At 67.1% G+C, this 18,264-nt stretch carries 13 protein-coding genes and 1 pseudogene; 9 read left to right on the top strand and 5 right to left on the bottom strand.

Annotated features, from left to right (window positions below; all coding sequences use genetic code 11):
- Positions 1 to 3 precede the first annotated feature (3 nt).
- The 3 genes and pseudogenes from glgB to GJV80_RS05580 all read right to left on the bottom strand — a co-directional run bounded on the left by glgB (position 4) and on the right by GJV80_RS05580 (position 5,531).
- Positions 4 to 2,142: a 1,4-alpha-glucan branching protein GlgB gene (glgB, locus tag GJV80_RS05570; protein WP_154687034.1), complete on the bottom strand. Its 2,139-nt coding sequence runs from the start codon at positions 2,140 to 2,142 to the stop codon at positions 4 to 6.
- On the bottom strand, positions 2,132 to 3,502 hold the full coding sequence (locus tag GJV80_RS05575; RefSeq protein ID WP_154687035.1) for a phosphotransferase: 1,371 nt from the start codon (positions 3,500 to 3,502) through the stop codon (positions 2,132 to 2,134). The genes glgB and GJV80_RS05575 overlap by 11 nt, the downstream gene beginning before the upstream one ends.
- Positions 3,499 to 5,531: pseudogene (locus GJV80_RS05580) on the bottom strand (alpha-1,4-glucan--maltose-1-phosphate maltosyltransferase). Before GJV80_RS05580 ends, GJV80_RS05575 begins: the two are co-directional and overlap by 4 nt.
- 133 nt (positions 5,532 to 5,664) lie before the next feature.
- Between GJV80_RS05580 and glgP the strand changes: the two are divergent.
- The 3 genes from glgP (at position 5,665) to GJV80_RS05600 (ending at position 9,017) form a co-directional block, all read left to right on the top strand.
- Complete coding sequence (glgP, locus tag GJV80_RS05590) at positions 5,665 to 8,259, top strand: alpha-glucan family phosphorylase (RefSeq protein ID WP_154687038.1); 2,595 nt, start codon at positions 5,665 to 5,667, stop codon at positions 8,257 to 8,259.
- 109 nt (positions 8,260 to 8,368) lie between these two features.
- On the top strand, positions 8,369 to 8,650 hold the full coding sequence (locus GJV80_RS05595; RefSeq protein WP_154687039.1) for a hypothetical protein: 282 nt from the start codon (positions 8,369 to 8,371) through the stop codon (positions 8,648 to 8,650).
- Positions 8,651 to 8,684: 34 nt separating this feature from the next.
- Positions 8,685 to 9,017 (top strand): hypothetical protein, encoded by a 333-nt coding sequence (locus GJV80_RS05600; RefSeq protein WP_154687040.1) that lies wholly within the window; start codon positions 8,685 to 8,687, stop codon positions 9,015 to 9,017.
- 10 nt (positions 9,018 to 9,027) lie between these two features.
- Here GJV80_RS05600 and GJV80_RS05605 read toward each other — a convergent pair whose 3' ends face one another.
- Entirely contained in the window at positions 9,028 to 9,852 is an 825-nt protein-coding gene (locus tag GJV80_RS05605; protein ID WP_195909177.1) for an SDR family oxidoreductase, read from the bottom strand.
- Between the two features lie 81 nt (positions 9,853 to 9,933).
- Between GJV80_RS05605 and GJV80_RS05610 the strand changes: the two genes are divergently transcribed.
- Positions 9,934 to 10,536: a TetR/AcrR family transcriptional regulator gene (locus tag GJV80_RS05610; protein WP_154687042.1), complete on the top strand. Its 603-nt coding sequence runs from the start codon at positions 9,934 to 9,936 to the stop codon at positions 10,534 to 10,536.
- Here the strand turns inward: GJV80_RS05610 and glgX are convergent.
- Positions 10,517 to 12,631: a glycogen debranching protein GlgX gene (glgX, locus tag GJV80_RS05615; protein ID WP_154687043.1), complete on the bottom strand. Its 2,115-nt coding sequence runs from the start codon at positions 12,629 to 12,631 to the stop codon at positions 10,517 to 10,519. The genes GJV80_RS05610 and glgX overlap by 20 nt on opposite strands.
- 94 nt (positions 12,632 to 12,725) lie before the next feature.
- Here glgX and GJV80_RS05620 point away from each other — a divergent pair, with 94 nt between their 5' ends.
- The 5 genes from GJV80_RS05620 to GJV80_RS05645 all read left to right on the top strand — a co-directional run bounded on the left by GJV80_RS05620 (position 12,726) and on the right by GJV80_RS05645 (position 18,217).
- A complete protein-coding gene (locus tag GJV80_RS05620; RefSeq protein WP_154687044.1) occupies positions 12,726 to 13,508 on the top strand; it encodes an enoyl-CoA hydratase/isomerase family protein in 783 nt (260 codons plus the stop codon).
- Positions 13,509 to 13,554: 46 nt separating this feature from the next.
- Complete coding sequence (locus GJV80_RS05625; protein ID WP_195909178.1) at positions 13,555 to 14,271, top strand: DUF3592 domain-containing protein; 717 nt, start codon at positions 13,555 to 13,557, stop codon at positions 14,269 to 14,271.
- A gap of 1,110 nt (positions 14,272 to 15,381) precedes the next feature.
- Complete coding sequence (locus GJV80_RS05635) at positions 15,382 to 16,281, top strand: glycoside hydrolase family 3 C-terminal domain-containing protein (RefSeq protein WP_370518819.1); 900 nt, start codon at positions 15,382 to 15,384, stop codon at positions 16,279 to 16,281.
- Between the two features lie 133 nt (positions 16,282 to 16,414).
- Positions 16,415 to 17,209 carry an electron transfer flavoprotein subunit beta/FixA family protein gene (locus tag GJV80_RS05640; RefSeq protein WP_154687047.1) on the top strand — a complete coding sequence of 265 codons (795 nt, stop codon included), beginning with the start codon at positions 16,415 to 16,417 and terminating at the stop codon, positions 17,207 to 17,209.
- 60 nt (positions 17,210 to 17,269) lie between these two features.
- Positions 17,270 to 18,217: an electron transfer flavoprotein subunit alpha/FixB family protein gene (locus GJV80_RS05645; protein WP_154687048.1), complete on the top strand. Its 948-nt coding sequence runs from the start codon at positions 17,270 to 17,272 to the stop codon at positions 18,215 to 18,217.
- The last annotated feature ends 47 nt before the right edge of the window (positions 18,218 to 18,264 follow it).

Raw genomic sequence — 18,264 nt, forward strand, 5'->3', positions numbered from 1 at the left:
CGACTACTCCGGATCGCTGCCTGCTGAGCGTCTGCCGAGCCCCATGCGTCCGGCGCGTTGCGAGCGGCCGGTGCGCTCGGCGCGTGCTGTGCCTCCGGCGCGGCGGGGCACAGCATCACCAGTCTGATCATCAACCTGATCACCCACCTGATCACCCACCTGATCACCAACCTGGTCCTCGGCGGGCTGTGCCACCGAGCCCGCGATCTCGGCCAGCACGTCGTCCGGGTTCTCCACCGGGTGCTCGGGATCGAACCGCAGGTACACCGCGCCAAGCGGTGGAACGACGACGGTCGCGCTGTAGTCGAAGCCCTGGCTGGGCACCTCGGTGGAGATCACCTGCCCGAGGTTGCCGAACCTCCCGGTGCCGTCGTAGAGCTCCGAGTCGGTGTTCAGGATCTCGGTCCAGCGACCCTGCGCCGGGAGTCCGATCCGCAGGTCGTAGCGGGGTTCGGCGCTGAAGTTGACCAGTGCTGCGATCAGCTGCGCCGGTTGCGGGGTCTCCGTGCTGTCGACCGCCGGATCGATCCGCAAGAAGGAGAAGGTGTTGCCGCCGCGATCATCCGCGTCGATCCAGCGGAATCCCGACGGGTCGTGATCATGGCGCCACAGCGCGGGGTTGGCGCGATAGAGCCGGTTCAGGTCCTTGATCAACAACTGCACGCCACGATGGCCCCATTGTTCGGTCTCCTGCCAGTCCAGGCTTCGGCTTTCGCTGAATTCCCGCTGCTGACCGAATTCGGTCCCCATGAAGAGCAGTTTCTTGCCCGGATGGGCCCACATGAACGCGTAGAAAGCGCGCATGGTGGCGAACTTGCGCCACTCGTCCTCCGGGGCCCGTTCGTACATCGAGCCCTTGCCGTGCACCACCTCGTCGTGGCTGATCGGCAGCACGAAGTTCTCCGAATAGGCGTACGACGAGGCGAAGGTCATCTCGTTGTGGTGGTACTGCCGATGGATCGGCTGCCGCCCGTAGTAGCGCAGCGAGTCGTTCATCCAGCCCATGTTCCACTTGAAACCGAAGCCGAGCCCTCCCTGGTCGACACTCCGGGTCACCCCGGGCCAGGAGGTCGACTCCTCGGCCACGGTGACGATGCCGGGCTTGCGTCGGTACAGGTCGGAGTTCACCGACTGCAGGAGGGCGACAGAGTCCAGATTCTCGTTGCCGCCGTACTTGTTGGGGATCCATTCACCGGGCTGTCGCGAATAGTCCAGATACAGCATCGATGCCACACCGTCGACACGGAGCCCGTCGATGTGGAACTCCTCCAGCCAGTAGTAGGCGTTGGAGGTCAGGAAGCTGCGCACCTCGTTGCGGCCGAGGTTGAAGATATAGGAGCCCCAGTCGGGATGCCAGCCGAGCCGCGGGTCCTCGTGTTCGTACAGCGCTGTGCCGTCGAACCTCTGCAGCGCCCAGGGATCGGTCGCGAAGTGGCCGGGTACCCAGTCCATGATCACGCCGATCCCGGCGGCGTGCAGTTGATCAACCAGGTAGCGGAGCTCGTCCGGTGATCCGAACCGCGAGACCGGGGCGAAATAGCCGGTGACGTGGTAGCCCCAGGAGCCCTCGTACGGATGCTCGGCCAACGGCAGGAACTCGACATGGGTGAAGCCCTGCCAGCTGACGTAGTCGACCAGCTCGCGGGCCAGTTGCAAGTAGCTCAGTCCTCGGCGCCAGGAGCCGAGATGCACCTCGTAGATCGCCATCGGACGTTCCCAGGCGTGCTGCTCCCCGCGGAACCACAGCCACTGATCGTCGTTCCACTGGTACTGGCTGTTGTAGACGATCGCGGCGTTGTGCGGCGCCGCCTCGAAGAATCGACCCATCGGGTCGGTCTTGAGCCGCCAGACATCGTCGGCTCCCAGCACCTCGAACTTGTACAGAGCGCCGGTCGTGACGCCCTCGATGAACCGCGCCCAGACGCCGGCTCCGGGCACCAACTCCATCGGATGTTCCTGGCCATTCCAGTGATTGAAGTCGCCGACCACCCGGACCGCCTTGGCATTGGGCGCCCACACCGAGAACCGGGTCCCGCCGGCCATCTCGACCGCGCCGAGCCGTCGCCAGCATTCGGTGTCGTGACCCTCGTGGAATCCGGATAGATCCCACCCGGTCAGGCCTCCTGTCAGATCAATCGACATGCTGGCTCCTCCTGGCTATCGAGGCGACTGCGGTCAGCGGGATCTGTACCCAGTCCGGACGGTTCCTGGCCTCGTAGACCACTTCATAGATCGCCTTGTCGGCGACGTAGGCACGCAGAACGTCAAGTTCGCCGTGATCACCATGATCATCACCCACGTCATGATCGTCACGACCGGCGCTGACCCCGTATCCGGAGAGGAAGGCCTCCTGGCAGACGCGTGCCCAATCAGCTGCCAGGGTGTCGCCGGCGGCTGCCGGATGGTGGGCCGCGGCGTAGTCGAAGGACCGCAGGGCCCCGGCGATGTCGCGCCAGATGCTGTCCGGTCTGCTGCGCTCGGCCAGCGTCTTGGCCGGTTCGCCCTCGAAGTCGATGATCTTCCAACCCGACGGCGTGAAGAGGGTCTGCCCCAGATGGAAGTCGCCGTGTACGCGCTGGGTTTGCAGCTGTCTGCCGGCCAGTGATCGGAACACCCCCCGCAAGCCGTCGGAGTACGGCGCCAGTTGCGGCGCGGCCGCGACGGCAGCGTCCAGTCGACGGCCCATGATCGACGACACCTGGTCGCCGTCCTCGGTCGCGGTCAGGAAGTTGGCACGAAGCGCGTCGTGCACGTTGGCCAGAGCTGCACCCAGGCGGTGGGCCTGGGCGCTGAAGTCGTGTCCGGCGCGGAGTTCGGCCAGCGCGAACTCCCAGCCGTCCCTGGCCTCCGGCAGCAGTTCGGTGACCATGGCCAGATCGGCGCCGTAGCCGATGCCCTGATCAGGGGCGGACCAACTGCCTTCGATCCAGCCATAGAGCCGGGCGACGTCGGCGTTGCCACTGCGGGTCAGCACATCGTGGGTCTCGATGTCGAGGTTCCGCCCGACTTCGATCCGGCGGAACAGCTTCATGATCGCCAGATGCGCGAAGAGCACCGACGTGTTGGACTGCTCACCGCCGAAGACCCGGCTCGGCAGTCCGGGAACCAGCGGATCGTCGCCGAGCCGGTGCGCCACCAGGGTGCCCGTGTCACTCGCGTCACCCGCGCGTGTGGACAGCAGCAGGTCGAGCAGCGCGCCGTGCGCTGCCGGGTCCTCGGTCCCGTCGACGCCGGACAGCTCGCCGTGGACCGGATCGGTGGTCGCGGTGATCACCGGGTCGGTCACCTGATCGGTTGGCCGGTAGTTGACCACCAGTTGGTAGAACTCGTGATCATCGCCGCCGGGGTAGCCGACCTCGACGATCTCCTGGCGGATCGCCGGCCAGTCGCCCGGGGGCCGCAGCCAGGGCAGGGCGGTCACTCCGATCAGTTGCGGGGAACGGCCCTTGCCACCGAACCATCGGGCAGCGGTGATGTACTTCAGCAGCGGGTCATCGGTCACGATGCGGCACCGGAGATGAGGGTCGGTTCGTCGCCCGGCAGGGTCAGCACATGTGCTGGATCCTCGAGGGTGAGGCGTACGAAGTTGCGCTGGCCCCAGCGCCAGCGCCGGCCGGTCAGCTCGTCGTGCACCCAGAACACGTCGTGATCATCGAGCCCGAGTGCCGCCATGTCCAGGTACACCTCGGTCTCGGTGGTCTGGTGCGGGTCGAGGCTGCAGATGACGATCACCACATCGTCGCCGATCTTCTTTGAATAGGCGAGGACCTGATCATGGTGGGTGGTGTGGATGTGCAGGTTGCGCAGTTGTTGCAGTGCAGGATGCGCGCGGCGGATCGCGTTCAACCTGCCGAGCAGGAGTGACAGCGACTTGCCGGACGCGTCCGCGGCAGCGAAGTCCCGAGGGCGGTACTGGTACTTCTCCGAATCCAGGTATTCCTCAGACCCGGGCCGGAGTGGCTGGTGTTCGAACAGCTCGAATCCGGAGTAGACGCCCCAGCTGGGCGACAGGGTGGAGCCCAGCACGGCGCGAATGGTGAATGCGGTCGGCGTACCGGTCTGCAAGAAGGCGGACAGGATGTCGGGAGTGTTCACGAAGAAGTTCGGCCGCAGGAACGAATCGGTCTGTGAGGTCAGCTCGGTCAGGTACTCGACGATCTCCCACTTCTCATTGCGCCAGGTGAAGTAGCTGTACGACTGGTGATAGCCAACCTTGCCAAGGGCGTGCATCATCTCCGGGCGGGTGAACGCCTCGGCGAGGAAGATCACCTCCGGGTTGGTCTTGCGTAACTCGGCCAGCAACCAGGCCCAGAAGTTGACCGGCTTGGTGTGCGGGTTGTCGACGCGGAACACCGTGACGCCGTGCCCGATCCAGAAGTTGATCAGGCGGAGACACTCGGCGTAGATACCGGCCGGGTCGTTGTCGAAGTTGATCGGATAGATGTCCTGGTACTTCTTGGGTGGGTTCTCGGCATAGGCGATGGTGCCGTCGGCCCGTTTGGTGAACCACTCCGGATGATCACGGACCCAGGGATGATCGGGCGAGGCTTGGAGAGCGAAGTCCATGGCCACCTCGAGCCCCAGGGATTTCGCCTTGGCAACGAACGCGTCGAAGTCCTCGAAGTCGCCGAGATCGGGATGGATCGCGTCGTGGCCGCCTTCCGGCCCGCCGATCGCCCACGGCGAACCCGGGTCGTTCGGGCCCGGGTCGAGGGTGTTGTTCGGGCCCTTCCGGAACGATCGGCCGATCGGGTGGATCGGTGGCAGGTAGACGATGTCGAAGCCCATCCGCGCGGCCGCTTCCAGGCGTTCGTAGGAGCTTTCGAAGGTGCCCGAGACCCACGCTCCGGTGCCCGCGTCCCGGTGCGCGCCCTGGGACCGCGGGAAGAACTCGTACCAGGACGAGAACAGCGCGCGCCGCCGGTCACAGAAGATCGGATACTCGCGGGTGGCGGAGACCAGCCGACGCGGCTTGTAGCGGTCCATGGCGGCCGAGACATCGTCCGCCAGCGCGAGCCGCAACCGGTCCTCGACCTGCAGGCTGCACGTCTGTGTCTCCGCCGCGGCCGACAGGACCGCCGCAGCCTGCTGGTCGCCTGCCTCGGCAGCGGTCAGCGCGGCTTCCTCGAACAGCAGATGTCCCTCGGTGCAGGTCAGCTGCACATCGATACCGGCCGGAATCTTGATCTTGGCGTTGTGCAGCCAGGTCTGCCAGGGATCGTCGTACCCCTCGATCCGGAACGTCCAGAGCCCGATCCGGTCGAGTTCGACGTCGGCACCCCACCGGTCGAACCCCTCCGGGGGATGGGGTGCATCGGGAACGTCCTGCTGCGGCCGTCCGGGTCGGTCAGCACCGCCTGCGCGCCGACCGCATCGTGTCCCTCGCGGAACACGGTCGCGGCGACGGTGAACACCTCGCCGATCGCCGCCTTGGCAGGCAGCACCCCCTCACCGATCACCGGCGACGGTTTCAACACCGGGATCCTCGTGATCGGCGAGACAGCGGTCGAGCCCTTCGTCTGCGAGGTCACACGGTTACATTAGCCGGGCGGCGAGCGGGGAAACGCCCCAACGGTGATGCGTTTCGGGCCGCACCCGGGTCTCCGCGGGTGCGGAATTCCGGGAGCGGGCGAAAGTTGGCGTGCCGTCCCATAAAGTTTGGCCGTGCGCGCAATTCGACGTTTCACGGTTCGTCCGGTGCTTCCCGAGCCGCTGGCCGGCCTGTCCGATCTGGTCCTCAACCTGCGCTGGTGTTGGCATGCCGACACCCGCGAGCTGCTCAACAGCGTCGATCCGGAATTGTGGGCCCGGACCCGCCATGATCCGGTACGGCTCCTGGCAGAGGTCTCTCCGCAGCGGCTCGCCGAGCTGGCCGCCGACAAGAAGTTCACCCGCCACGTCGAGTTGGCCCAGGCCGATCTCTCGGATTACCTCACCGAGGACCGCTGGTATCAGGAGTACATCGCACAGAACCCGGATGCGCCGAAGGCGATCGGCTACTTCTCACCGGAGTTCGGTGTCACCGAAGTCCTACCGCAGTATTCGGGCGGTCTGGGCATCCTGGCCGGCGATCACCTCAAGGCGGCCAGCGACCTGGGCGTTCCGGTGATCGGTGTCGGCCTGCTCTACCGCCACGGCTACTTCCAGCAGTCGCTGAACAACTCGGGCTGGCAACAGGAACGGTATCCGCTGCTGGATCCCAACAGCCTCCCGCTGACCCTGCTGCATGATCACGGCGCGGCGGACGGCGCGGAGAGGCCGGTGGTGATCGAGGTGCCGCTCGACGGCCGGACGCTTTACGCCCAGGTGTGGGTCGCCCGGGTCGGACGCGTCCCGCTGCTGATGTTGGATTCCGATATCGAGATCAACTCCGGCCCGGATCGCGACATCACCGACCGGCTCTACGGAGGCGGCTCCGATCACCGACTCGCACAGGAGATCCTGCTCGGTGTGGGCGGAGTGCGCGCGATCAGGGAGTACTGCCGGATCACCGGCGCCGTGCTGCCCGAGGTGTTCCACACCAACGAGGGACACGCCGGTTTCCTCGGGCTGGAACGGATCCGGGAGTACATGACCGGCGTCGACGGCCGGCCCGCGCTGAATTTCGATGCCGCCCTGGAAGAGACCCGGGCAGGGACCGTCTTCACCACCCATACGCCGGTGCCGGCCGGCATCGATCGTTTCGACCGCGACTTGATCAGCCGGTACTTCGCCCGCTTCGACCCCGTGGACATCGACCGGATCCTCGCGCTGGGGGCTGAGGACTACGAGGGCGGGGACCCGGGCAAGTTCAACATGGCGGTGATGGGATTCCGGTTGGCCCAGCGGGCGAACGGCGTCTCCCAGTTGCACGGCGAGGTGTCCCGGCAGATGTTCCACGGGCTGTGGAGCCTGTTCGACACCGCCGAGGTGCCGATCACCTCGATCACCAACGGCGTGCACCACGAGACCTGGGTGCACCCGTCGCTGCTGGAGCTGCTGGAGTCCGCCCGCGGCAACACCGACACAGTGCTCGACGGCTACGACTGGTCGGCCCTCGAGCGAGTCGATCGGTCGACGATCTGGTCGCTGAAGCGCCAGATGCGCATCGACCTCATCGAGATGGCACGTGACCGGCTGGCCGGCAGTTGTGCCGCGCGTGGTCTGCCCAGCGACTGGACCGCGGACGTACTCGACCCGGACATCGTGACCTTCGGGTTCGCCCGCCGGGTGCCGTCGTACAAGCGGCTGACGCTGATGTTGCGGGATCCGGACCGGCTGAAACGAATGCTGACCGATCCGAAGCGTCCGATCCAGATCGTGATCGCCGGGAAGTCCCACCCCGACGACGAAGGCGGCAAGCGGCTGATCCAGCAGATGGTGCAGTTCGCCGATCAGGAGGACGTACGACATCGGATCGTCTTCCTGCCCGATTACGACATCTCTCTGGCGCGTCCGCTGTATCCCGGCTGTGACGTCTGGATGAACAATCCGCTGCGGCCCTACGAGGCGTGCGGAACGTCAGGGATGAAGGCAGCGCTGAACGGTGCCGCGAACCTTTCGATCCGCGACGGCTGGTGGGACGAATGGTACGACCCGGCCTTCGGTTGGGCGATTCCTTCGGCCGAGGGTGTCGACGATCCGAACCAGCGCGATGATCTTGAGGCGAGAGCACTCTACGACATCATCGAGAACGAGATCATCGAACGCTTCTACGACACCGACAGTCGTGGACTGCCGCATCGCTGGATCCAGACCATGATCGAAACGGTGGCCGGGCTCGGACCGAAGGTGCTGGCCTCACGGATGGTCAGGGACTACGTGGAGCGGCTTTACACCCCGGCTGCGGCGTCCTCCCGGCAGGTGTCCCAGACGCCGACCTCTGCCGAGGACCTGGCCGCCTGGAAACGTCGGGTGCGTGAGCTGTGGCCGCAGGTCAGTGTTGATCATGTGGAGAGCCTGAGTGGGGAGACGATCGAGGTCGGCACGAGTATCGAGGTCAGCGCGCTGGTGCGGTTGGGCGAGTTGAAGCCGGAGGAGATCGAGGTGCAGCTGGTCACCGGTCGGGTGGGACCGGGTGACGAATTGCTGGACATTCGCTCCCATCCGTTCCCGGCCGGTGTTGATCAACCCGACGGTCTGCGCCGCTACCAGGGAAAGGTCACGACGGAGCGCGCCGGCTCGATCGGCTACACGGTACGTGTCGTCCCGTGTCATCCGGAGTTGGCCAACGATGCGGAGATGGGTCTTGCCGCGCTGCCCAAGATCACCGAGCCGTAACCGGCGGCGCACTTTCGCTTGTCAACAGCCCGGGTAGCCGTTTGATGTGTTGTCCACAGATTCGAACATGGGGGCTGGTCCTGTCGGTGGGGGCGGCTAGTCTTTGATCATGGAAAGCGGCCCGACCACCCCTACTCGTGATCATCGCGGTGATCAACGTGAACGGGATGCCGGGGTGGATGAGCGCAGTGCGTTGGTGGCGGCGCGGGCGGCGATGCTGGCCGAGCGGCGGGCCTGTTGCCGGCTGCTGGAAGCCGCCGCCGTGTGGGCCGACCTGCATCCCTCGGACAGTCTCCTCAGCCCGGATCAGCGGTTGGAGGAGTACGGGGAGAAAGCGGTCCTGTTCGGCGGGCCCGGCTGGCCGCCATCACCCAGCTGGCCCGCCTGCTGAAGACCCGGCACCAGACCGGGACCCTGCCGCCGGCGTGCCGGTCCGCGACGCCCACACCCACAACGGCGGCCCCACGGGACGTGACGGCAGCCAATGTCTGGAGGAATGGCGGGCCGTCGCCGCCCAACTCCTACAAACCAACCCCGCGCTGGCCTGGCAGATCCAACTCCACGCCAACCAACCCGACCTCCTCGACCAGGCCGCCCATCAGGCCGCCGAGTCGGATCCGGGTCAGCGGCAGGCCGTGATCACCGAGATCATCAATGGCGTCGTGGACCGGATCGACCCGGCCCGGCTGCAGCCCGGCCCCTGCGCCCAGACCATCTGGACAGCCACCACCCAACACACCAGCACCCAAGCCGCCTGACCACCCGGGCTCACAGGAAGAGGTGCTTGTTCCGCTCTGCCCAATCGCCGAAGGTGTGGGCCGGGCGACCGAGGAGATCCTCGACTGTTGTCAACACCTCGGTCTCCTGGGCATTCGGCCTTCCGAACAGTTCCAGCGCGGCCTCGGCCAGGGCCTCGGGCAATCGCATCTGCGCCTGTGCTGTTGCCTGATCGATCTCGACCAACCGAAGATCACGACCGAGTACCTGCGCCAGCACTTCGACCCGCCGGCGCGCACTGATCAACTCCGGGCCGGTGAGCGGGTAGGCCGCACCGACATGCTGCCGGCCGGGGTCGAGCAGCACGACTCGGACGACGGCGGCGATGTCGTACGGATCGATCATCGGCGTGGCGACATCCGGGAACGGCGCACGGATCGTTCCCGTTGCGACCATCGGTCGCCACATCGCTGTATTGCTGGCGAACTGACCCGGCCGCAGGATGATCGGTTCCGGCAGCAGGTTCACCAGATTGCGTTCGGCGGCCTCGTGCGACGCGCCGATCAGATAGCCGGGCCGGGTCTGCACGGTGAGAGCCGACATGTACGCGACCCTACGGACACCGGCTCCGGCAAGTGCCCGCAGGGCAGCCGAGTCCTCGCCGGCGGTCATCACGAATGCGCCGTCGACGCCTTCGGCCGCCGCTCGGATCGACTCCGGTTGATCAACATCGCCGAAGACCACCTCGACGCCGTCCGGCACCTGCGCATCGGCCGGCTTCCGGCTGATCGCCCGCACCGCAACATCGTCGTGCTCCAGCTGGCGGACCAGCTCGCCGCCGACACTTCCGGTGGCACCGAAGACGAGAACTCTCATGATCAACTCCCATTTATGGAGTGCGGACTCAGTAAAGGATAGGATGATCGGGACTTGAAGGCAACAGGTGGAGCGATCGGGATGAGTGACCAGCGCCGCAGCAGGGGGAGACCGCGCACCGGCGTGCGCGAGTCGGTGATCACTGCCGCGGCGGCCCTGCTCGCCGAAGTTGGTGTGGTCGGGTTCACCACCAAGGCTGTCGCCGACCGCGCGGGCGTCGCCGAGTCGAGCATCTTCTACCATTTCGGCGACCGTGCCGGATTGCTCCGAGAGATCATCTTCGCCGAGGTCGGCGGCTACAAGGCGATGGTCGACGAGTTGATCACCGACGACGTCCCGCCCGCGGTCGGATTCGAGCGGCTGTTGGGATTCCTCGAGGACTACTACCTACGGATCCTGCCCGGCATGATCGCCGTGCAGGCCGACCCGCAGTTGATGACCGGCATCCGCGAGCATCGACCGGCGGCCGACGCCGGCCCGCACCGGGCGGTCGAACCGGTGCAGGCCTATCTGGCCGCGCAGCGGGCCGCCGGTCGGATCGGCGACGTCGACCGCCGGGCGATCGCGCTGTTCATCATCGGCGCCGCTTTCCAGCGAGCAATGGCCCGGCGCTTCGGTGCAGGTCGCGCGTTGCCGACCGGGAAACAGGTCGCCCAGCAGCTGCTCAGGCTGGTTGCAGAATGACGACCGACCGGCCCGGAATGGTCAACACGCTGTCACCGGGCACCGGTTCGGACGGCAGTTCGCCCTCGACTCCGGTGTGCGCGAGCACGGTGTAACTGCTGCCCCAGGGTCCGCCGGGCAACTGGACCTCGACCGGGTCAGCCCCGGCATGGAACCAGATCAGCAGCGCGTCCTCCGAATCCCGGTCCGGACGGTCGTCGACAACGTACATGCCGAGTGTCCGGCGGCCGGGGTCCTGCCACTGTTCGACGGTCATCTCTCCCTGCAGGTCATGCGGGTAGCCGCCGAACCAGGCGAGATTCTTGCGTCCCGTCGGCTCGCCGTCCGCGTCGAGCACATCCTCGCTGTGACGGAACGTCTCGGGCCGCAGCACCGGATGATCACGCCGCAGGGCAAGCACGGTACGCGTCAGGTCATGAAGATCGCCCCACGTGTCGGCTGTCGTCCAGTTCACCCAGGAGATCGGCCCGTCCTGGCAGTAGGCGTTGTTGTTGCCCTCCTGAGTCCGGCCGATGTCGTCCGCCTGGGTGATCATCGGTACCCCGGCTGCCAGGATGGTGGTGATCATCATGTTCTTGGCCTGCCGGTGCCGCAGCGCATTGATCGCGGGATCGTCGGTCTCACCCTCGTAGCCACAGTTCCAGGACCGGTTGTCGTCCGAACCGTCCCGGTTGCCTTCGCCATTGGCCTGATTGTGCTTGAGGTCGTAGGTCACCAGGTCGCGGAGGGTGAAGCCGTCGTGCGCGGTCACGAAGTTGATGCTGGAACTCGCCGGGCGGTCGTCGTGCTCGAACAGGTCGGGTGAACCGGCCATCCGGGCGGCGAGTTCACCGACGTCGGCAGCGCAGCGCCAGTAGTCGCGGACGAAACCGCGGAACCGGTCGTTCCACTCGCTCCAGCGCGCACCGAAGCCGCCGACCTGGTAGCCGTACGGGCCGACGTCCCACGGTTCGGCGATCATCTTGATGCCGGCCAGGATCGGATCTTCGGCGATGGCCACTTTCAGTGGATGGTTCTGGTCGACGTGATGCTGGCCGTCCCGGAGCAGGGTGGTGGCCAGGTCGAAACGGAAACCGTCGACACCCATCTCGGTGACCCAGTAGCGCAGTGAGTCCATGATCATCCGGACCACGCCGGGGTTGGAGGTGTCCATCGAGTTGCCGGTGCCGGTGACGTCGTAGTCGTTGCGCTGGTCCTGCGTCAGTCGGTAGTACCCGGCATGATCGATTCCCCGGAAACACAACGTCGGACCCTCGTGGCCACCCTCGCCGGTGTGGTTGTAGACGACATCGAGGATGACCTCGATGCCCGCCTGGTGGTACGCCGTCACCATCTCCTTGAACTCGCGCACCTGCTGTCCCATGGTGCCGACCGAGCAGTAGAAGGCGTGCGGGGCGAAGAACCCCAGCGTGTTGTAGCCCCAGTAGTTGGTCAGGCCGCGGCCGATCAGGAACGGCTCGGAGACGAAGTGGTGCACCGGGAGCAACTCGATCGCCGTGATGCCCAGATTCTGCAGATGCTCGATGACCGCCGGATAGGCGAGCCCGGCGAAGGTGCCGCGCAGATGTTCGGGAACCTGCGGATGGAGGTGGGTGAAGCCCTTGATGTGGGTCTCGTAGATGACCGAATCGGCCAGCGACCGGCGCTGCTCGATCGGTACCGGCGGCGGAGTGTCCTCGACCACCACACTCAACGGCACTGCCTCGAACGAGTCGGTCAGGTCAGGGGTGTACGCGGACTCGGCCGTGTGGTCGGAGATCGGCCCGGAGTAGTCGACGCCGCCGGTGATGGCGCGGGCGTACGGGTCGAGCAGCAGCTTTGCGGGATTGAACCGGCGGCCGTCCTCGGGAGCCCAGTCGCCGTGTACCCGGAAGCCGTACCGCTGTTCGGCGGTGACGCCGGGCGCGTGCACCCGCCAAACGCCGTCCTCGCCGAGTTCCATGTCCTGGTTGTGCTGGGTGCGGTCCTCGTCGACCAGCGCCAATTCGACCCGGGTCGCGCGCGGGGCCCAGAGCCCGAACGTCGCGCCGTCATCGTGCAGTTGGGCTCCGAGGACGGTGTCCTCGGTCGGGGTCGGCAGGTCGATCTGGGTCATATGTGGTCCGTTCTGTTGCAAAGCCGTCACAGGATAGCGGTACGCGCCATGTGTACCCGGATTTCGGCAGCTTGCGCGTCGGTAGGGTGCGGCCATGAGCGATCTCGTAAGGCTCGAGGTCACCGACGGCGTCGCTACGCTGCGGATCGACCGGCCCGAGCAGCTGAACGCGTTGAACGCCGATATCCAGGCGCGGATCGCGGCGGCGGCGCGCGAAGCCGACCGGCGCGATGACATCGCCGCCGTTGTGCTGACCGGCGGGGACAAGGTGTTCGCCGCCGGCGCCGATGTCAAGGAGATGGCCGACCTGGGTTACGCCGAGATGGCGGCCCAATCGGCCAGGATCCACGAGTGTTTCAATGCCGTCGCCGGGATCGCCAAGCCCGTCATCGCGGCGATCAACGGCTATGCCCTCGGCGGCGGCTGCGAGTTGGCCCTGTGCGCCGACGTCCGGTTCGCGGCGCAGAACGCGACACTCGGTCAGCCGGAGATCAAGCTCGGCGTGATTCCCGGGGCCGGGGGAACCCAGCGGCTGACCCGGCTGGTCGGGCCGTCCCGGGCCAAGGAGATCATCTTCAGCGGCCGGTTCGTCGGCGCCGAGGAGGCGCTCCGGATCGGTCTGCTCGATCGGCTGTTGCCCGCCACCGAGGTGTACCCGGCCGCAGTGGAATGGGCCAAGCAGTTCGTCGGCGGGCCGCGACTCGCGCTGTCGGCCGCCAAGCAGGCGATCGATCTCGGCGCCGGGGTCGATCTGGCAACCGGGCTGGAGATCGAACGCCAGCTCTTCGCCGGACTGTTCGCCACCGAGGATCGGACCGTCGGTATGCGAAGCTTCGTCGAGAACGGGCCGGGGAAGGCCCGGTTCACCGGGCGCTGACCATGGTGCGGCGCCGGTGATGGGTCGCCGCACCGAGGGAGGTCTCGTGGTCGGTAAGGTCATGATCATCGTCGGCGGGATCTTCGCGCCGGTCGGGGTGATCCTGCTGGTGGTCTGCGCCGCGCTGACGATCAACACGGTGCAGTTCAGGGCATCGGCGGTGAGCACCACCGGAACCGTCGTCGACGTACGGCCCCGGCTGAACTGCAGCGACGGCAGTTGCACGACCACCTACCGCCCGGTGGTCGCCTACCGGACCCCGGACGGAGCGAAGATCATCTTCACCTCCGACTCGGGCACCAACTCCCGCCCACAGGTCGGCAGCCGGGTGACCGTGCTTTTTGCCGAGAACGATCCCGGGCATGCCCGGCTGGACAGTTTCACCGAATTCTGGTTGGCGCCGTTGATCACCGGGCTGCTCGGCATCGTCTTCACCGGAATCGGCGCGGTGCTGATCATCACCCGGCTTCGCCGCCGCAGCCGGGACGCCTGGCTGGACACCCATGGAACCAGGATCAGCGCCGAGATCGTCCGGGTGGAGCAGAACCGCAGCGTCCGGATCAACGGCGTGCATCCCTGGCGGGTGATCGCCGACTGGGTCGATCCGGCGAGTGGTGGGCACGCTACGTTCACCAGCGGCGATCTGCGGCACAACCCGTCCGATCGGATTACCGGCCGGAGAACCATCGAGGTGCTGATCGATCCCGCCGACCCGGGCCGTCGCTACCGGATGCTCCTGGAATCGGTCGGCGTCATAGGCTGACGCCGTGCAGCCTGATGATCTTGATCTGATCAACTCCGTGTCCGAGCCGTCGCTCCATCCCGACGGCGGCGTGGCCGTCGCGTCGGTGACTCGGCCCGACCTCGGCGCCGACAGCTACGTCGGACAGCTCTGGACGATCCCGATCGGAGACGGCACGCCGCGCCGGCTGACCCGGGGTTTCCGCGACACCGCGCCGCGGTATTCGCCGGACGGGGAACTGATCGGATTCCTCCGTGCCCAGGCCGGGCAACCGCCTCAACTGTTCGTTGTGGCCTCCCGAGGCGGAGAGCCGGTCCAGGTCACTGATCGCAAGCTGGGCATCAGCGACTTCGCCTGGTCGCCGGACGGCGAGCGGCTGGCGTTCGTCAGCCGGGAACCGGAACGGGGCAGGTACGGCACCGTCGACGGCCTGGACGCCGGCGCCGAACCGCCGCGGCGGATCACCACGTTCAAGTACGCGCAGAACGGCCTGGGGTACGACATCGACCGCCGTGCCCAGGTCTTCGTGATCGACGTGCCCGACATCTGCGCCGAGCCGGTCGTCCAGCCGGTGCCCTCGATCGACGGGAAACCCGACCCGGTCCCGACGGTTCCGGAGGCGGTCCGGATCACCGACGCCGACACCGACCATCAACTGGTGGAGTTCACCAACGACGGCGCAGCGGTGGCGGTGATCGCCGCCGTACACCCCGATCGTGATCTCGACCGGCGGACGAACCTGCTGATCGTCGATGTCGCGAGGTCAGCGGACCCGGTCGACCTGACCGGCGCTCATGGCCGGTACGCGATCAGCTCGGCCGCTGTCGCACCGGACGGCACGATCTTCTTCGAGGCCGGTGACCTCGGTCCGGACGGTCTGGACTTCGTGGGGCGCAGCCACGCGCTCTACCAGGATGCGCCCGGACGGGCGCCGGATCGCGGTCATCCGGCCCGTGTGCGCAGGACATCACGACCTGGGCTTCGGGTGCCCTACATCGTTCCGCTCAACCACGTGGTGCTTGTCGCCGCAACGGGTCGGGCGAGATCGGATTGCCCGGGGACGATCTGGCGTCCGCGCTCCGCCGCGAGTTCGCCGATGCCGAGATCACCGTCGCGGACGGCGTCCCGATCATGGAACCCGACGCATCCGGCATCGACGAGGCGGTCGCCCTTGCCGCCGACAGTGATCTTGTGGTGCTGGCCATCGGTGACCGGGCGGGCATGTTCGGCAAGGGCACCTCCGGCGAGGGTTGCGACTCGGTCGATCTGCGGTTGCCCGGACTGCAGCACCAGCTGGCAGCCGCCGTGCTGGACAGCGGCACGCCGGTCGTCCTGGTGATCATCTCCGGTCGGCCGTACGCCCTCGGCGGCCTGGCCGAGCGGAGCGCGGCGGTCATCCAGTCGTTCATGCCCGGCATCGAGGGCGGCGCGGCGGTGGCGGGTGTGCTGTCCGGTCGGATCAATCCGTCCGGGCGGTTGCCGATCGGGATCCCGGATCATCCAGGTGGACAACCGGGCACCTATCTGGCGCCGCCGCTGGCCTGGTACAGCGACGGGGTCTCCAATCTCGACCCGCGGCCGTTGTTCTGCTTCGGGCACGGCATCGGGTACACCGATTTCGCGCTGGATGATCTTCGACTGAGCGCGGCGGAGATCGCCCCCGACGGCACCGTCGAGGTTTCGGCAACCGTGATCAACACCGGGAGTCGGCAGGGGACCGAGGTCGTCCAGTTGTACGCCGGTGACCCGGTCGCCCGGGTCGCCCGGCCGCTGAAGCAGCTGATCGGCTTCGCCCGGGTCGCCCTCGAGCCGGGGGAGCGCCGTCGGGTCACGTTCAGCGTCCACGCCGATCGGTTCAGCTACCTCGGGCCGGACTACCGCCGGATCGTCGAGCCGGGAGAGATCGAGCTGTCGGTCGGGCGGTCGAGTGAGGACCGGCCGCTGCAGGCCGGCGTCGTGATCACCGGAGGCGTACGCGTGGTGGGCGAGGGCCGGGTGCTCGACACCCCGGTCACTGTCGAGCCGGCCTGAGCATTTGCCAGACTGTCCGGGTGGACTCCGCCGGTCGGATGCCGACCAGGAGGCCGGTCTGCGCCCTCGGTTTGTGGAAGGCTAGGTTACTGGTGAGTAATATGGGCTCGAATCGTGGGAGGAAGCGAGGGACATGAAGATCGTCACGCTGGTCAAGTACGTACCCGACGCGACTGGTGATCGCGGCTTCGCCGACGACGGCACGGTCGATCGGGAGCGCGAGGACGGTCTGCTCTCCGAACTGGACGAGTACGCGGTCGAGCAGGCGCTGCAGATCGCAGACGACTCCGACGAGGAGGTCGAGGTGATCGCGGTGACCCTCGGTCCCGACGACGCCGCCGATGCGATCAAGCGCGCCCTGCAGATGGGCGCGAGCGGCGGCGTACACATCAACGACGACTCGGTGCACGGCTCCGATGCTCCGGCCACCAGCGCGATCCTTGCCGCCGCCGTCCGCAAACTGGCGCCGGACCTGGTGATCGCCGGCATGGCCTCGACCGACGGCACCATGGGTGTGCTGCCGGCGATGATCAGCGAGCGCCTCGGCTGGCCGGCCGCAACGCTGGGCGCCACCTTGTCGGTCGACGCGGGCACTGCGACCATCCGTCGCGACGGCGACATCGCCAGCCAGACCGTGGAAGTCAGCCTGCCGGCGATCGTCAGCGTCACCGACCAGTCCGGTGAGGCCCGTTATCCGTCGATGAAGGGAATCCTGGCTGCCAAGAAGAAGCCGGTCGACGAGTGGCAGCTGGATGATCTTGATCTTGACGCCGAGTCGGCGGCGACGGTCGGCCTGGACAACGCCTGGTCCACCGTCCTGGACACGTCTCCGCGGCCGCCCAAGGAGGCCGGCCGGCAGATCACCGACGAGGACGGTTCGGGTGCGGCAGCGCTGGCCGACTTCCTGGTCTCCGGCAAGTACATCTGACGAGCACAACTGATTCGGACGGCTGACACCCGTCGGGACGGCTAGGGAAGGAATACTGATATGGCGCAGGTACTGGTTGTGGTCGACGCGGTCGAGGGCACGATCGCCAAGCCGGCCCTCGAACTGCTCACCCTGGCCCGTCGGATCGGTGATCCGGTTGCGTTGCTGCTCGGTTCCGGCGACACCGACCGGCTGGCCGAATACGGCGCGGGCCGCGTGCTGACCGCCGACGATCCGGCGTTCTCGGAATTCCTCGTTGCCCCGAAGGCCGATGCCGTCGCGGCCGCGGTGGAACAGGTCCGGCCGTCCGCGGTGTTCTTCACCTCCACCCCGGAGGGCAAGGAGATTGCCGCCCGGGTGGCCGTCCGGATGGCGTCCGGTCTGATCACCGATGCGGTCGACGTCCAGCCGGGCGACGCCGCCCCGCTGGTCACCCAGTCGGTCTTCGCCGGCAACTGGACGGTGCGGTCGAGTGTCACCCACGGCATCCCGGTGATCGCTGTCAAGGCCAACGCCACCAACCCGGAGCCGGCGCGGGTCGAGGCGGCGGTGGAGGCTCTGGCGTTCACTGTCGCCGAGGCGTCCAAGGGCGCCCGGGTGGTCAAGACCGAGCCGAAGGCGGCCAGCGGCCGCCCGGAGCTGACCGAGGCGGCCATCGTCGTCTCCGGCGGCCGGGGAACCGGAGGCAACTTCGGTCCGGTCGAGGAGTTGGCCGATGTGCTCGGCGCCGCCGTCGGCGCCTCGCGCGCCGCGGTCGACTCCGGCTGGTATCCGCACGCCTATCAGGTCGGGCAGACCGGCAAGACCGTCTCACCCCAGCTCTACATCGCAGCGGGCATCTCCGGAGCCATCCAGCACCGGGCCGGGATGCAGACATCGAAGGCCATCGTCGCGGTGAACAAGGATCCGGAGGCGCCGATCTTCGCCCTTGCCGATCTCGGCGTCGTCGGTGATCTGCACACCGTTCTGCCGGCTGTCACCCAGGCCGTCAAGCAGCACCGGGGCTGATCACGTCCCGCAGCTATCTTGATCACGCCGCCACGACGCCGTTACGC

Origin of the sequence: Microlunatus sp. Gsoil 973 (genome assembly GCF_009707365.1) — a bacterium.
Classification (GTDB): domain Bacteria; phylum Actinomycetota; class Actinomycetes; order Propionibacteriales; family Propionibacteriaceae; genus Microlunatus.

What these genes read in the sequence shown, in the direction of transcription:
- GJV80_RS05640 (WP_154687047.1), top strand. Translation starts at nt 16,415, where the DNA reads ATGAAGATCGTCACGCTGGTCAAGTACGTACCCGACGCGACTGGTGAT.
- glgB (WP_154687034.1), bottom strand. Translation starts at nt 2,142, where the DNA reads ATGTCGATTGATCTGACAGGAGGCCTGACCGGGTGGGATCTATCCGGA.
- GJV80_RS05610 (WP_154687042.1), top strand. Translation starts at nt 9,934, where the DNA reads ATGAGTGACCAGCGCCGCAGCAGGGGGAGACCGCGCACCGGCGTGCGC.
- GJV80_RS05595 (WP_154687039.1), top strand. Translation starts at nt 8,369, where the DNA reads ATGGAAAGCGGCCCGACCACCCCTACTCGTGATCATCGCGGTGATCAA.
- GJV80_RS05620 (WP_154687044.1), top strand. Translation starts at nt 12,726, where the DNA reads ATGAGCGATCTCGTAAGGCTCGAGGTCACCGACGGCGTCGCTACGCTG.
- GJV80_RS05645 (WP_154687048.1), top strand. Translation starts at nt 17,270, where the DNA reads ATGGCGCAGGTACTGGTTGTGGTCGACGCGGTCGAGGGCACGATCGCC.
- GJV80_RS05635 (WP_370518819.1), top strand. Translation starts at nt 15,382, where the DNA reads ATGGAACCCGACGCATCCGGCATCGACGAGGCGGTCGCCCTTGCCGCC.
- GJV80_RS05605 (WP_195909177.1), bottom strand. Translation starts at nt 9,852, where the DNA reads ATGAGAGTTCTCGTCTTCGGTGCCACCGGAAGTGTCGGCGGCGAGCTG.
- glgX (WP_154687043.1), bottom strand. Translation starts at nt 12,631, where the DNA reads ATGACCCAGATCGACCTGCCGACCCCGACCGAGGACACCGTCCTCGGA.